Here is a 15,271-nt window from a genome sequence, read left to right as displayed (position 1 = left end):
CGCTAAAAAAAAGAAATTGGCAAACGAAATTCCGCTAAGGTGAATCTGAGTTCTATCTTCCTCCACACAGACCTCAAAAAAGATGGTCGCTTCATTAACTGAAGCGACCATCTTTATATGCTTTTTTTTGCCGTTCTTTATCGTGTCAATATAACCTTACCTGTATAGATTTTTTTATCAGTGGTCTGAAGCAATACCACATAAATTCCGCCAGCAAGGTTTGAAGGGAGATCGAAAGTATGAGATCTTAATTTCGATCTGAATACTTCCTTGCCTGAAAGGCTTTTAACAGAAACTAATGCATCTGAGTAGGTTATGTTTCGACCTATATTGATTTGACCGGATGTTGGATTTGGAGAAATTGTGAATATTTCATCCGAATCGGTTGTTTTGCCAAATGATCCCGTAGGGATATTTTGAGGAGCAGGATAGACTTTAAATAATACTTCCATTTCTTCGGCAGTAAGAGCTTTATTATAAATAATAAACTCATCAATCTGCGCTCTGTCCAAAGTAATGTTAATATCTGTATGAAAAGCATGGAGTGTATCAAAGCCTCCCCAGAGCAAATTGACACCGGTGTGTTGCCCATTTTTAAAAATAATGGCCCGCTGGGCATCCGTATTTTTGCTATATCTGATGACATAGTGGTCAAATTGTGTGTTAATACTCGGTGCTTCCAGATTATCACCTAGCGATGGTGTAAGCCCAAACGTTGGCGGTGTAAGATTAAGTTTTATGGCATCAGGAAGGATACGCGATGTCATAGCAAATGCATCAATAGTAATCGAAGGAGGGGGATTGCCGTTTTGTGCCGATGCTGTCTTTGCCCAGAAGGAAATTGTATAACCATCAGCTTGAGGCGATTGGGTATCCTTAACTTTTATAGTGCTAGGAGACCCAGAAGCTGTAAGCCCCTTATTACAGATCATATCAGCGAAGAAGGGCGGCACTGCGCCTACACTTGCAAAGTTGTAACCGGGAAGAATATTGGTAAGATTTTCATTGAAGGGATAATAAGCAGTCGGTCTAAATGGTAGCGCTGTGCAGGCAGATGCAAATACATCTGGAACCTGGTGGGCATAATAAATCCTCAAGCCGTCATTCAGATTAAGGAGCCCTCCATTTAACTTAATTTTGACAGCATTATAATACTTTTTTGTGTTTATTTCAATGGTTGCTCTATTAGCACCTTGAGCTCCTAGTTTGAGTAAGTTGCCATCTATTGTTTGTACATCTCCATTCGGGGCACCCCCGTTCATCGTTTCAACCGTAATACCTTTTAAAAGCTGAACAGATAGTGGTGAACTGCTGTTCCCAATGCCAACAACAAGTTTGGAAAAGGAAACGGTCGATGGGAAATGTAGGGTCTGTTCCATGGTTGCTGCTACGCCTAGGTTGATTTTTAGGGTCGAAAAATCATCTTCATTACTTCCTACTGCATCATTCGGTGAAGTAATCTCACAGGCACACACACCTTGGGTAGCCACTGTTTGACTATTTGCATATGTTTTACCCTGTGCATTGTATGTGTTCGAGAGAAAAATAAATAAAATACAAAGGACTGCTGCCCTGAGGCAGTACATAAATAGATAGGTTTTCATAGTATTAGTATTTAGGTTTAGTGACAATAAATTTAATACAAATTATCAAATTATTCACCGAAAGGTCATATATAATATTTGTAACTGATAAAAACTGGAAAATCCCTATTTGTCAAAAGAACAGTCGAAAAAGAAAGTATACCATATAAACAAAACACCCGAAGATTGGGGGTCATCGGGTGTTTTAGCCATATATTAACCTATTTTATGAAAAGTAGCTCGAACGAGCAAATATTATTGACATTTTAAGAGCCTGTTGACAGATTATTTGTTGAGGTATTATAAAATAAAATTTTACACTGCTTTATAACTGTTGTGTAGAATCGTATTGGTTATGTTGGAAATAGTGTCACTAAATTCTTTATAAAAAAAATGTAGCTCCCAACTCTCGTCAGGTTAATCTGGAATATTGATTCCTTTTGCTTGTTCAAACTTTTTGAAAAACCCTTCTAATGTATATCGTTCGTGCCTACATATACTATAAATTATAGACATGGGAACATTATAACCTTGGGGTTCTTTTAGTTTAGTTATTGTTGAGGCGCTAACTCCACAAAGCTTAGCAATGGGCAGTTTTCAGTAGCACAGGAAATTACTGTTCAAATGACTGCTGATATGACAGCTGCTGGCTTTCCGGGTGCTACGGTAGCTAATCCTATTGGTAATCTCAATAATGAAATTATCAATAACGAAAATCTTTATACGGGAACGGCTGCAACTAATTCCTTTAAAGTTTCTGCCGACGGGATTTATCAGGTGAATATGAATGTACAGATTTCCACTGCCAACTGAACTTCACCGGTTATTGGTATATGGAATAATAATACGGGATTGTGGGTAGCCAGAGTAAATGACACGTATGCAGCTCCGACTGGCGGGTTACAAACCTATACCTTAATTACTTCGATTCCGATGCAGGCCGCAAATACCTATTCTTTTAGAGCTATAAACACGCAAGATTATACACTAAAATATTCAAGCTCTGGCTCGACAGGTTCTGGTCCGATCACGCAAGTTTCTGTAAGACGGTTAAAATAAGGACTAAAACCCAAATTATAAGTTAATTTTAAAATCTACCCTTAATCTTTTTGAAAGAGGGAACATTAATGAATTGGCTAAGTCCGGCAAGTTGCTGCAAGGTGATACTCTCTCCGCGAGGTGTAAAGAAAATCTTTAGTAACAAAAAATAAATCCTGCCATTCAATGAATGGCAGGATTTTTTGCTTATACGAATTGCCGTAATTTAAAAATACTCAGAAGTTTGTGTCGAATTTGCGGTGAAAATTTTGAAGTATTCATGATTATTGACCTAAATAAACAAAATAATTAGCATTTAATGCTGCCGGCTGGATGTTTATAGGAGTTGCTGTTCCTCCGGTGCTCACTGTATAGGTATGGTTATGGCCTACTGAGGTAGAATTTATACTATAGAGACCTCCACCTCCAACAACCGCTCCTGCGAGCCAGTATACATGGATATTATTTCCGCCACCAAACGAAGTGGTAGCTCGGATCCTTTGGTAGGTCATTGTATGGGAGTGTCCTGCTTCCGCATCTGTTGTATAGCTGAGGTTTACATTGGGCAGATTGGCTCTGGTAAGAGTTGCTGTACTGCTTCCTGAAACAGCACCGGTAGCTGCAGTAGTCCCCATAGAATAGCGACCTGCCGCATTGGGCAGCACTGTGGTTATCCCTAATATACTTGATGCATTATTTTGAGCTGTTTGCGGAAGTGTTGTTATATCTCTTCCGTCCAGCAGATACCATCCATCATGGTCAGCTGTAACAAATGAAGGTTTTACATCTCCTACATCAAAAAAATCCAAAGTATTCATAAGCACACCCTGAGCATTGGATATAACACCAGCTACCTTGTTCAAGGTTTGAATTCTGACACTACCATCCACATCAATTGTCTGAGTGGGAGAAGTGGTAAGCACTCCCATAGCGGAGGAGGCTCCATCCAGATAAAGCAGCCCCGGACCTATATTAAGCTGTTTTCCATCCTGGTTCACTTGTCGGTTGGATGTTAAAGTTCCGTTTACAGTATAAATATTTTCATGATTACTCCCGTCCCCTGTTAGAGGAAACCAGGTTCCTGAATGAAAATACCAAAACCCCTTTCTGGTGATTCTCATTCCATTATCTGTTAGTGAATAAGCCAGTTCTGATTCATCAGGATTTTGTATGCTTTCGATCTGAATAGCTGTTTGACGGGGAATCAGGATTCCGTTATTGATAGAAACTATATCCAATACAGCTTGGGGACTAGCAGTTCCTATCCCTATTAATGGCTTTTGTGCCAGGGAAGGTATAGAGAGTCCTAAAGAGAAAATAAATAGTATAATTATTCTTGTCATTGATTTAATTTTATTGTCCTAAGTAAATAAAGTAGCTGTATGATATATTTTGTGGTACAATAGTAAGCGGAATTCCGCTTCCCCCCGTATTAACAGTGCCGGTATGGGTGTGGGCGCCGGAAGCGGGCAAGGTTATCGCAGTTGTTCCGGATACTGTTCCCCTTCCTGCTCTAAAGACATAAGCATTACCGGCGGCATTCTGTGCAAAATTGTATCCGCCAGCCGTTAAAGAATGCGTATGAGCTGTTGATGTCGATGTTACTCCTGTTAAATTAACATTAGGTAGGTTAGCTCTGGTGAGTGTCGTTGTATCAGAGCCTCCTGCAATGAATGGTGCTCCTTGTTTCATAAGCCTGCCATTGGTATTTATCAGGGTAGCACCAAGTCCTATTGCTGAAGCATTGCTTTGTGCCGTGGCAGGGAGTGTATTTACAGCCCTGCCGTCAAGTTTATACCAGCCGTTATGGTCATTTGAGCGTAGAGATTCTTTAACGGTGCCGTAAGCTACTTTAGGGCCAATAGATAAAGTTCCATCTGAAAGGGCTTTTATATTTCCACCTGTAAGATTTCTGACACGTATATCTCCATTTACATCTACTGTGTAAGCAGGAGTACTGTTGCCTATTCCTATTTTCTGTTCCATGGAGTGAATCGAAAGCCTATCTGTATCAAATGACAAATTGTGGCCGTTCATTGTTACAGTACGGGCGGAAGCCAGAGTACCACTATTATTATAAATGTTGATAACTGGTTGGGTACCTCCTCCAAGGGGGCGCCATACACTGTTGTCATAATACCAGAAACCAGTTTTATTAATAACAGTGCCATTGTTTGTAATGACATACACCAGTTCTCCTGTGACGGGACCTGTAATGGCTTCTGCCTGCAGAGCCGTCATTCTGGGGATGAGTATTCCCTGGGTAGTGGAGCTGATATCCAATGCTGCATTGGGATTGGCTGTCCCAAGGCCAACACGCTGTGCACTGACCGGAAGGAAAAAAAGAAGATTGAATATGGATATTATTTTAATAGAAGTTGTACTAAACATAATTGAATTTTAAATTCCTAAATAAATAAAGTAATTAAACTGTATGTAATCGGGAGCCAGTACAACACCGGTTCCCGTTCCTCCGGTAGGTATAGTGACGGTGTGATTGTGTGCTCCCGATGCTGAACTTGTATAGGTTCCGTTAGAAAGTATTGAGCCCACTATTGCCCCTCCCGCCAGCTGCCATGAATTGGCATTACCATTAACGGTTTGTAGAATATCCGTTCCTCTTACCTGAGCTGCGCCCGGGCTTACCAGTGGATGAGTATGATACAAAGTTGTTGTATTTCCGCTAAAAACAAAATTTGGTAAATTAGCCCGGGAAATAACTACGCTTGTTGCTCCGCTTAGTGTTCCCGGAGTACCTTGTTTAATATACCTTCCTGTAGCATTAGGGAGGCTTCCTGCAATTCCAAGAGCTGTTGCTCTTGATTGAACATTTGCCGGTAATGTAGAAAGTGCTCTGCCATTAAGTAAATACCAGCCTTCATGATCTGTGGAAGTATAGGAATATTGGATATCCCCATAATGATTAATCAGCCCGGTATCAAAAGATAATACACCTTCTCCATTGGTGATTACATTTCCCTTAGGGAGGCTGCGGATTCTCATTCCTCCGTTAACGTCTAATTTTTCTGTTGGAAGATCAGTATTAACTCCAATATTACCTGTACTTCCGGATATAAACAGTTTACCGGGCCCAATATTCATATCAAAATTGTCAAGAGTGACAATTCTATTGCCGGTAAGGATGCCGTCAGAATTATAAATATTCTCACCTATTGAGTTATTGGCAGTAATAGGGTTCCAGATGGTGCCGTCAAAATACCAAAATCCGATAGTATTGACTATACTGCCGGCATTCGTTGTACTGAAAATAAGCTCACCTTCGGTTGGAACATTGATTTGTTCTATTTGGGCGGCGGTCATTCTGGGAATTAAAATCCCGCTTTTATCCGATACAATATCTAAAGCCGCATTGGGCTTATCTGTATTGATTCCTATTTGAGCAGAGACTAAGGATGCAGTAAGGATTCCTGAAGTGATCAATAATTTTTTCATGCCTTAATGTTAGTTTTATGTATATTATTTCTGTAATTGTTCTATTATCTTAGAGAACAGACAAGGGTAAATAATACATAATAGCGAAACGTTTTTGTTCATTATTTAAAGTTGCTTAGTGTTTGGATAAAATAAAAGATGAACAAAAGTACATTAGTCTATAGCTGGTAAAAAGGATATATCTTGTCTTTTTCGGGAAAATGATAAAACATAATAGATATGTAAACGATTATATAGCAGTGTATTGCTACGAGAAAAACGAATTTTATAAGAAGCACTTTTACAAAAGATAAAAGTTAGTTTAAAGTGAATTTTAATGATAACAAAGACAGCATATATCTAAGAAAGGAATGTTGATCTGAAGGATACCGCATTGTGACAAATCACCTGTGTTTTTAGACCAATGTGGGAAAATTAATTATAGATGTTTATTTTTTGATTTTATATAATTGATTTTAATAGGATGAGAAACGTTACGAACTTTAATATTGCAAAACATTCTATTTAGAGTTAAGCCGGTCTATTCATCTTTTGCTTTACAATATTAATCCTACTGTTGTGATAAAACAAGAAAATGCTTGGCCCTTTTCCTGAAAAAAGACAAAGTGCAAATAGAGTTAAATGCCGATAATAAAGCAGTTAAAATACTTATTTTGAGTTTTTACGCAGATATTTTGACAAAAGGGATAAAGAAAGTTTCTTTCCTACCTGCTTTGCTGAATTGCCTATCGGGGAAATCTGGACTTCATACTGAAATGAACAAAATCTTCATCTTGGTCTATAAAAAGAGAATTTTTTTTTGGTAATAATTTGGAAATCAAATTACTGAGGTTATAAAACAGGTTGTCGTTTTCCAGAAAATGACCATCTGTTATCTTTCTGTATAACATGATGAAAACTACTTTTGTGGTCTTTAGCGAGAAAATCTTTCGAAATGAAATTACAGACTTATTCCATTCTGATTTTTTCAGGTGCAGAAATGCTCAACAAAGCGCAAGTAGGAATTAATAATGCTAATCCGCAGGCCACGTTACATATTAGATATGACTCAGAGAAACCAATAAGCCGTCAAGAATTAATTATCCCAAATCTGTTACTATATTTCTCCGGCTCATAAATAACATAATATAACCACTACTAAATTCTCTTTCATTGTTTCTGGTTCCCCGTCATTGAAATATTTATAAATCTGTTTTCGCAGCATATAAAAAGCTCAACTTCATATAAATAAGTATAATTAATTTAAGATTATTATGAAAAACAACGTTCTCCTTTTAATGTTTCTGATTGCAGGGAATGCGGTGGTAACAGGTCAGGTGGGTATTCAGACTTCAAACCCGCAAGGTTCTTTCCATATTGATGGTGCAAAAGATAATCCTGTTTCCGGAATTCCGACGGCCAATCAACAGGCAAATGATGTAATAATAACTCCTGAAGGGCGTCTAGGTGTGGGGACTATTGCACCGGATTCCTCTTCTTCTGTGGAAGTTAGCACAACCAGCAAGGGGTTTCTTCCTCCACGGATGACTAATACCCAAAGGGATGCAATTGCCTTACCGGCAACGGGACTAATGATTTATTCAACTACCAACAAATGTCTGCAGACCAATATTGGTACCCCTGCTTCTCCCAATTGGGGATGCGTGGCGGTACAAGGCAGTACAGGTGCTGCGGTTGTACAGGTAAACTCTTATACTCCTAATACACCAGCTGGATCTGCGGCAAGTGAAACCTGTCTTGGAAGTCTCTGTGTGAGGCACAATGGCACTGCGAGCGAGGGAAGTATTTTGTTGAGAAGTAACATAGGTGCACCAATTCCTAATTCAAGTATAGCGGGATTTCAGGTTGCTACCAGTGGGATTAACATGGGGGATACTGAAATTGTAAGTTTATCTACAGCCTATACCCAATTCTACAGGGGAGGTGCCAGTGGTGGCGAATTTATCAACTATCAGGTATGCACAGGCACTGGTGAAAATTATAGAATTTTTCTGACAATGGTGGCCTCAGTAACCAATCCAACAGCGGGAAATGGAATGTATCTTCTCAATCTTGAAAGAATAAGATAATGTACCAAAGCATTAAAGTTATTATCTTAAAAACAGATCATTTAAGAGAATGACAATGCAGACCCGAATAATAAAAACAAGCACCTGACGATCAGGTGCTTTTGTTGTGAAAATGCTGGTTGAGTCATTTTGTGCAGCATTTAAAAAAGCTTATATATTTTCTTCCAACGGGCAAGAGTATTCCTGCTGAGCTTAAAATGCCGGGCTGCCTGACTATTGTTAAGCCTGTTTTTATCCTGATATTCTAATATTTCCAGAATTGCTTTTTCATTGTATGATCGGTGTGCCTGATTAAAGTTATCAAATTCTTTTTCTATAGTTTTAAAAAGAATTTTTTCAAGATTAATAACATCCAGTGATGAAAGACTATCCTTTGACAGTATTGTTTGGCATTTACATTTTTTTTCAGGATATTTTAGCTCAATAAGATCTGTATATATTTTTATATAGTCCGGCTTAAATTGTTTTTCCAATGAAATGATTTTAGATTTTATCAATTTTTTTTGTATTTGCTGATCCATTTGTAGAGTGTAGTTTTGGGAATCTGATATTCGTCAATGATCTGCTTCTTTGTTTTTTGTCCTGTACTGATCAGCTCCAGAATAAATTCAATCATTATTTTGGTGTAAATGTTCTTGCGAAACTGAGGAAGCTCAGATTTTCGGTCCTGTTCTTTCTTATGAGGTGATGAAGGGGGCGAAAAAAGCAGCAAATGCTGAGTATAGATGCGGAAAAAATCATATTTCAGTAATTTGCACCATTTTAGGAGAAAACTTGTATCCATATCCTTTTGTTTATACATTTCGTCGACATCTTTTTCAACACAGTCAAAAAAATTGCATATGCGGGATACTTGTATATTGCATTCCAATACTCTTTTTTCAATAAGGCTACCGATGTGTATATTCTTATAATTGGGTGGCATAGAACTCTTTTGTTTTAAGAAATTATTTTTTATTGTAAATTTTAAAAAGCAGTATTTGTTTACCTGAAATGGCTGTTTCCCTGCAAGCAGAAGAGGCGGATAGGTCTATTATTCCCTTTTTGATCCATCATATACTGTATATCTCCGGTTTTGATCTGATCTACTATAAGTCTTGGAGCATTATGTCCTTCGGTCTGTTGCCATCCGTATTTCTGCCTCTCCATCGTGGGCTCATTTGGGTTGCTTGTACCCGCACCGGTTTGGGGAAATAACAATGGTATGCATGCTAAGGCAACTGGGAGATTAATTTTTATACTTTGATAAAAAAAACTCTTTAAGATAAAATAAAGAACATAAACATGGCCGAAAAAACCGGCCATGGATAACTTGCAGAAAGAATAGAGGGGATATTCTGCATAGTCAAAAATCAGTTGTATTTCTGAATCGCAAAGTAGAATGAAAAATGATGAGGGTTACCATTTAATGGTTTAATTCAATTGAGCCTGCTTAAACATATATTAGTACTTTTTGTAGGATGGGAATCAGTTATTCATCTATAAACAGAAGCTTCAACAGCTGATGTATACCTGTTTGGCTTAATATAACCAGCTGTTGTGTTATCTATCTTCATAAGAATACTATCATCTTTGAAGCTCCACAAAAATATATCCTAATGCACCAAAACCAAGTCCGTCTCCATCTGCTATATGAAAACTTAGTCTGTAAAAAGTTTTATCTACATAAGAGAAAAATGTAAACTGTGCATGGCCATCCTGCGTACAATTGATGGGGATCAAAGCTGGATTGGGATTACTCGGTATTCCGGCTCCTATATTTGCAAATGTTGGAGTTATGGTTAAAGGCACACTATTAATAAATCCGGAGCCATTCTGTGCCGTTCTGTATATACCGTGGATAATCCCTGTATTATTGGTTCCTGTTGTTGTTCTTATCTGGAGGTAGGAATCCGTATTTGTGCAGGTAGTAGATGGATATCGAAATTCTAAAGAACCAATGGCTACAGAAGAGCTCGTAGGAGTTGTTGCATTAATATTAAAGGATCTGAATGAGGTGGTAACTGAGCTTTGTACCACCACATTACCACTGGCATCAATTCCAAGCGGTGAAGTATTTGATGTAGGTGGAGTGGTATTGTTTATATTGGTAAATTTCAATCCTGAAGATCCGTCTGCACCAGATGCAATTTCCATTTTTGCCGTTGGAACGCTGGTTCCTATTCCCACTCTGTTATTGGCTGCATCCACAGAGAAAGTGGCTCCGTTTACCGAGAAGGCATTGGTGGATGTCCCGTTGAAAGCAAGAGTGTGATCTGTTTGCGTCACCGTTCTGTTTTCTGTAAGAGCACCATCCGAATTGTAGATATTGGCATTGACTTTTACCCAGGCTGTTCCATTGAAAAAATAAAAACCAGTATTATCAATATTAATGGCATTCCCTGTTTGTGCCCCGGTTGATGTGTCATTAATATAAATAAGCGTGGATACTGGGATTGCGGTCATATTTTGGGCTCTTTGTCTGTCGATCCTTGGAATCAACATGCCGTCTACTGCTGTTGTTATTCCTGTTGCATTTTTTGCGGCGATCTCCAAAGTTGCAGCAGGCATAGAAGTATTAATACCGACTTGCGCAAAAATTCCGCAAGGAATTAAAAAAGGCAATACTAGTTTTTTCATTTTTTATTCTGAATTAGTTAAAAGTGTTTAGGAGATGGGATAAAGCTTAATGCATACAATAGCCACTTATTCCAGCTGAACATTAAAAGTGCTTGTTTGCTAATTGTCGAACAAAAATAGCTCACCCATTGCTGGGATAAAAGAAAACACCTTGTCTTTTTCCCGAAAAAAACAAGGTGTATAGAGGTGGTAAATTATTGATTATACTATATTTAAATCTTTTCTTCAAGATTTTCTTCGTCAATGTATTTTATAAATAAAGATGGAGATAAAGACGTTACTTTTTTAAACACTTTACTAAATTTACTGTGTGATGAAAACCCAACTTCATCGGCTAAAGAAGCCATTTTATATTTCCGGTACTGAGGCTCATTTTTTAACTTTTCAATGATATAATTAATCCTTAGTTCATTAATATAATTATTGAAATCTTTTTCTTTATGGGTATTGATAACATAAGAAAGATACTTGGTATTGGTTTCAAAGCGCCCCGCTAAAAAGGGAAGTGAAATATTTTTATTGTTGAAAAGATTCGATTTCTCAAATTTATTCAATTTTGCCAGCAGCTTTTCTTCCGTTTCTGATGTCATCAAAACAGGAATTTCATTATTTTGTACCGGCAATACAGCTATAGCTTCTTTTGAGGCAACGGAACCAGCGAGCCGGATTTTTTCATTAGATTTTCTTAATATTTGTTTAAATTTTTCAATATTTTTCCTTTGCTGTATTTTAGATCTTATATATAAAACAAGGATAAGGATCACAAGGAATCCGGTCATTAAGATGAGGTAATTTTTCAGGGTGCTTTTCTGCTCTGCCTTTACTATTTTTTTGTCAAGATTAGTATAAGATTCATCAATAAACTCACGTGTTTCCGAGGTTATTTTTTCTTCTATCGTATCTTGTTTTTCTGCAACATCTTTTAATTTTTCAATATTTCTGGTTTTTAAATAGTATTTCTCAATCGTATTATAAACATCATTTTTTAAACCGAAATATTGGCCTTTATCAGCTACATTCTGAGCCAGATCAACATATTCTTTTGCTTTAATCAGGTCATTTTTTTCTAAATATGCATTGGCCAGACCGTCATATATTTGCCCCATAAGCTTGCTTTCCGGAATATTCTTGGCCAATTCCAATGCCTTTTTATAGTGGAACAGTGAGGCATCAACATTCTTGAGGCTGTAATAATTAGAGCCTAGAAGATGTTCATTATCAGCGGCAAAAAAATCCTTATCTTTTTTGATATTATTGAAATGAAGCTGTGATTGCTGAACATACTGAATAGATTTTTGATGTTGTTTCCTGTCCATCTCGTAACAGGCCATTTCCTGTAAAATCAGGCCCTGAATGTTGTGTGCAATTAAAGTATCCTTAATCATTTTCCCTGCCTCCAACGTTTCTTCAGCATATTTTTTAGACCGTCCGTAAAGTTTCAATGCCCGATACTGACTTGCTAAAAAAAGAGAGGTTCTGGCTTTCCAGTTTATATTCTCTGTATTTTTAATAATTCCTTCTGCTTTTTCGGCATACCATACTGCCTTTTTCAGATCTTTTGCATCCCTGTATAAAGTTGCAGAAAGCATCAGACTTTTAGTCTGCAGGGTTGGTGTTTCCGAAGTTTTGTATAAAGAATCGGCAATATAGAGAGCCTTTTTAAAATCTGTATTGGCAGTTTCTAAATAGGTTTTAGTGTATATTTTATTAAAGTTTGCTAAATCCTGAGCGTTAGCGGGTATACAGGCAATAAGAAGTGGAAGGAAAAATCTCTTTTTCATTGGTTATGTCTATTAAAATGTAGATAAGCAAGATTGTGTTAATGATATGATCAATAGGATAGTGGAAGGTAGATAAATACTCAATTATCTTTGATAGCCATTAAGTAAATTATGTATTAAGATTTGGATCATTTTTTTTACATTAAGAATACGGATTCAATCCTGGATTAGATTATTTTATCATTATCATGGGTAATAATTTGTAAATTTTTGCAAAATTATAGTTTTTTTAACTAAATAAATACTAAAAATTAGATCATTTTCAAAAATATTGATAATGTTAACTATTTTGGATAACCTGAAGACCGGTCTTTCATTCGTTAAAATATTGTTTATCATCTGAATGCAAAGTGCTGCCGCTAAATGAAGTCATGAAACAACTTCTGTCATGTAAATTTTGTAGCTTTGAGATATTTTTAATAAAAACAGAATCTTATGAAAAATATAATCGGTGAATTTGAAAAAATAAAAACAAAGGACGTTATCCCTTTTTTAGCAGAAAAATCCAGGACCAATAAAACATTTGCAATTCTAATGATTGCTCTATCTGCCTTATTTATTTTTTTAGGTGGAAAAAGCTTCGGTGAATTTCTATATTATCTTTTAAATTGATAATAATCACGAAAATACTTTCGCCCTTATTCATAGTGCCAATTACAGGTAAAACCTAGCCATAGAGGCACTGGGACAGCACATCAGAAGGTATTTTAGCCGTAAATGTTTACTATTTTCCATAAGATGATAATAGTTTGGCTAGAGTCTAAATTTATCTTGTATTAAATTTATCTACACCTGCACTATCCCTGTGTCGTTCCAACCAATTGTCTACACGTTCAACAACGTCATTATTGTCCTTTGCTGCTTATTGGCCCAACTGCAAACCGTACAAATTTATCCATCGGATATTATGCACATGCATTTTTCTATAAAAAAGTTCTTAAGAAACAGAGTAACTTATGAGTCAGAAAGTATAAAAGGGATTTACACTGATCTCAATCATGAGATTCTCAAAATAAAAGTAAAATCCAAAGGTATTACGCATTTTTTTCGGCTGGCCATCCAGTCTGATATACTGTTCAGTTCTGATCTTTTCAAAGATTTGGCTGACCTCGTTTTCATCCTCCTGATAAAATCCAATATGGAAGTTAGCTGGATATTCGGGTAAGTTTTCTTCATTATTCATCACTTGTCCCCAAATGACCAACGCAAATGTTTTGTTATTTTGCAGAACAGCCATCTTACTGTTGCGATTGGTAATCAGTTCAAAGCCCAGATACTCAGAGAAAAGCTTAATAGCTGTATCTACATCCTTTACAACCAAATTAATGTGATTTAATTCCATATTTTTTTGTTTAATAACACAAAATTAATCAACGTACAGGGTTGTCAATTGGATAAATCGGTCATTATCATTTTTTCGTAAAACAGTAGGTTTGGATCCAGAAAATTTCTTGACTGCTCTAATAAAGTGGGATTGGTCTGAATAATCTAGTTCGGGATAAAAATTTCCAGTTTTTATGTCTTTAAGTGAATTGCAGAACTTTATGATATCAATATAGTTTTTCAAGCTTATCCCAAACCACTTTTTAAAATATCTGTTGATCTCCCTGCTACTCCATCCAAGTTCTGTTGCGAGCGCTCCAACTTTAATTTGTCCCTTTGAACTACTGATCAGATCAAATAGCTTTATTTTACGACTATCAATTTGCTCAGCAAGCATAAGCAGCTGAACAGTATGGCATGTTTTCTTGTAAAAGGCTTCAAAATCGTTCATGTCCCCTCTGCTGAATCCCATAAAACCCGACGCCACGTTAATTTTTTCATTAACGGAGGTAGCAAAGGAACGTTTAAATATGAATTCTGCTGCTGTCGGGTAAAAACTTACGGCAAACATTGTAGATTTGGGAAAAGGATGTTTTACTATTGGTTCATTGCATATTCCACCTATGAATATTTCGAAATTCGAACCATTATCCAAAAAAAGGAAAAGATCAATCTTCCCGTCGGGAAGTATGATTCCTTCCACACTCTTTTCAGAATGATTTTTTACCATCCAAATACTTTCTATGATATAGTGCAAGCTTACTGGTGGCAGCAATGATATGTATTCCAACTCAGTTTTCAAAAGATAAAATTATTAACATGGCAACGATGATGGTTTGCAGTCCTTACATTGAATTCATCCCATAACAAATTTAAAAATTTGTCAATTACCAATATTTAATAAAATTGCAAAAGATTCACCAGCATCTTTCCGGGAACTTTACAGAATCACTATAAATATACGCCACAACAAATGAATCCCCAAGGAAAAATCAAGTCGTTGGTAAAAAGAGTAAATTCTATCGTATGAGAAATCTTTACCTAAATGGCTTAACTGGCTCAAAGTTGAATCAGCCATTTATTAGTTTCAGTGAGTCTATACCGTACCTTTCTCCGGTATTTGGATATTCATTAACAATATCTATAATGGTGCTAAGGTCTTCCCCTGACAATTTAACATCAATGGCCTGGATATTCTGTTCTATATATTTTTGTTTCTTTGTACCCGGAATCGGAATAATATCATCTCCCTGTGCTAACAACCAGGCAAGAACCAATTGAACTTGCAACTATTTTTGAGACAAAATTTATATACTCTTTATGCTACATTTTTAGATAGATTAGACATTAAATTTTGATACTCTTTTATGGTTAAATTCCCTAAAGCCGAATGCCTTCTCTGAGT

The 15,271-nt window shown here is 36.7% G+C and carries 16 protein-coding genes; 4 read left to right on the top strand and 12 right to left on the bottom strand.

Features of this window, described 5'->3' with window-relative positions; translation table 11 throughout:
* Positions 1 to 137: 137 nt before the first annotated feature.
* Positions 138 to 1,604: a T9SS type A sorting domain-containing protein gene (locus J4Q03_RS02630; protein WP_426046668.1), complete on the bottom strand. Its 1,467-nt coding sequence runs from the start codon at positions 1,602 to 1,604 to the stop codon at positions 138 to 140.
* Positions 1,605 to 2,219: 615 nt separating this feature from the next.
* On the opposite strand from J4Q03_RS02630, the gene J4Q03_RS02625 reads away from it, so the two are divergent.
* Positions 2,220 to 2,396 (top strand): hypothetical protein, encoded by a 177-nt coding sequence (locus tag J4Q03_RS02625; RefSeq protein WP_426046667.1) that lies wholly within the window; start codon positions 2,220 to 2,222, stop codon positions 2,394 to 2,396.
* A 509-nt stretch (positions 2,397 to 2,905) separates the two neighbouring features.
* On the opposite strand, the gene J4Q03_RS02620 is transcribed toward J4Q03_RS02625, so the two are convergent.
* Genes J4Q03_RS02620 through J4Q03_RS02610 form a run of 3 tightly spaced genes read right to left on the bottom strand, consistent with a single transcriptional unit; the run spans position 2,906 to position 6,074 of the window.
* Positions 2,906 to 3,964, bottom strand: a complete 1,059-nt coding sequence (locus J4Q03_RS02620; protein WP_426046666.1) for a hypothetical protein — start codon at positions 3,962 to 3,964, stop codon at positions 2,906 to 2,908.
* Positions 3,965 to 3,974: 10 nt separating this feature from the next.
* Complete coding sequence (locus J4Q03_RS02615; protein WP_426046665.1) at positions 3,975 to 5,012, bottom strand: hypothetical protein; 1,038 nt, start codon at positions 5,010 to 5,012, stop codon at positions 3,975 to 3,977.
* A 9-nt stretch (positions 5,013 to 5,021) separates the two neighbouring features.
* Positions 5,022 to 6,074, bottom strand: a complete 1,053-nt coding sequence (locus J4Q03_RS02610; RefSeq protein ID WP_426046664.1) for a hypothetical protein — start codon at positions 6,072 to 6,074, stop codon at positions 5,022 to 5,024.
* Positions 6,075 to 7,008: 934 nt separating this feature from the next.
* Here J4Q03_RS02610 and J4Q03_RS02605 point away from each other — a divergent pair.
* Together J4Q03_RS02605 and J4Q03_RS02600 are read left to right on the top strand one after the other, a co-directional pair.
* Entirely contained in the window at positions 7,009 to 7,191 is a 183-nt protein-coding gene (locus J4Q03_RS02605) for a hypothetical protein (protein WP_426046663.1), read from the top strand.
* A 136-nt stretch (positions 7,192 to 7,327) separates the two neighbouring features.
* The gene (locus J4Q03_RS02600) at positions 7,328 to 8,143 is read left to right on the top strand and encodes a hypothetical protein (protein ID WP_426046662.1); all 816 of its coding nucleotides are present in this window, start codon (positions 7,328 to 7,330) and stop codon (positions 8,141 to 8,143) included.
* 140 nt (positions 8,144 to 8,283) lie between these two features.
* Here the strand turns inward: J4Q03_RS02600 and J4Q03_RS02595 are convergent, their stop codons facing one another.
* From J4Q03_RS02595 to J4Q03_RS02575, 5 genes are all read right to left on the bottom strand, one after another.
* A complete protein-coding gene (locus J4Q03_RS02595; RefSeq protein WP_426046661.1) occupies positions 8,284 to 8,616 on the bottom strand; it encodes a helix-turn-helix domain-containing protein in 333 nt (110 codons plus the stop codon).
* A gap of 20 nt (positions 8,617 to 8,636) precedes the next feature.
* Positions 8,637 to 8,927, bottom strand: a complete 291-nt coding sequence (locus tag J4Q03_RS02590; protein ID WP_426046660.1) for a hypothetical protein — start codon at positions 8,925 to 8,927, stop codon at positions 8,637 to 8,639.
* Between the two features lie 200 nt (positions 8,928 to 9,127).
* The gene (locus J4Q03_RS02585) at positions 9,128 to 9,292 is read right to left on the bottom strand and encodes a hypothetical protein (RefSeq protein WP_426046659.1); all 165 of its coding nucleotides are present in this window, start codon (positions 9,290 to 9,292) and stop codon (positions 9,128 to 9,130) included.
* A gap of 417 nt (positions 9,293 to 9,709) precedes the next feature.
* A complete protein-coding gene (locus tag J4Q03_RS02580) occupies positions 9,710 to 10,762 on the bottom strand; it encodes a hypothetical protein (protein WP_426046658.1) in 1,053 nt (350 codons plus the stop codon).
* Between the two features lie 212 nt (positions 10,763 to 10,974).
* Positions 10,975 to 12,543: a helix-turn-helix domain-containing protein gene (locus tag J4Q03_RS02575; RefSeq protein WP_426046657.1), complete on the bottom strand. Its 1,569-nt coding sequence runs from the start codon at positions 12,541 to 12,543 to the stop codon at positions 10,975 to 10,977.
* Between the two features lie 435 nt (positions 12,544 to 12,978).
* Between J4Q03_RS02575 and J4Q03_RS02570 the strand changes: the two genes are divergently transcribed.
* Positions 12,979 to 13,155, top strand: coding sequence for a hypothetical protein (locus tag J4Q03_RS02570; protein ID WP_426046656.1), 177 nt, complete (start codon positions 12,979 to 12,981; stop codon positions 13,153 to 13,155).
* Between the two features lie 349 nt (positions 13,156 to 13,504).
* On the opposite strand, the gene J4Q03_RS02565 is transcribed toward J4Q03_RS02570, so the two are convergent.
* The 3 genes from J4Q03_RS02565 to J4Q03_RS02555 form a co-directional block, all read right to left on the bottom strand.
* Positions 13,505 to 13,885, bottom strand: a complete 381-nt coding sequence (locus J4Q03_RS02565) for a VOC family protein (RefSeq protein ID WP_426046655.1) — start codon at positions 13,883 to 13,885, stop codon at positions 13,505 to 13,507.
* Positions 13,886 to 13,909: 24 nt separating this feature from the next.
* Positions 13,910 to 14,641 carry a helix-turn-helix domain-containing protein gene (locus J4Q03_RS02560; protein ID WP_426046964.1) on the bottom strand — a complete coding sequence of 244 codons (732 nt, stop codon included), beginning with the start codon at positions 14,639 to 14,641 and terminating at the stop codon, positions 13,910 to 13,912.
* Positions 14,642 to 14,936: 295 nt separating this feature from the next.
* Positions 14,937 to 15,155 carry an aldo/keto reductase gene (locus J4Q03_RS02555; RefSeq protein WP_426046654.1) on the bottom strand — a complete coding sequence of 73 codons (219 nt, stop codon included), beginning with the start codon at positions 15,153 to 15,155 and terminating at the stop codon, positions 14,937 to 14,939.
* Positions 15,156 to 15,271 lie beyond the last annotated feature (116 nt).

The sequence above is a fragment of the Chryseobacterium sp. NFX27 genome (genome assembly GCF_049887855.1).
Classification (GTDB): Bacteria; Bacteroidota; Bacteroidia; order Flavobacteriales; family Weeksellaceae; genus Chryseobacterium.
This window is presented reverse-complemented; position numbering and strand designations above follow the sequence as displayed.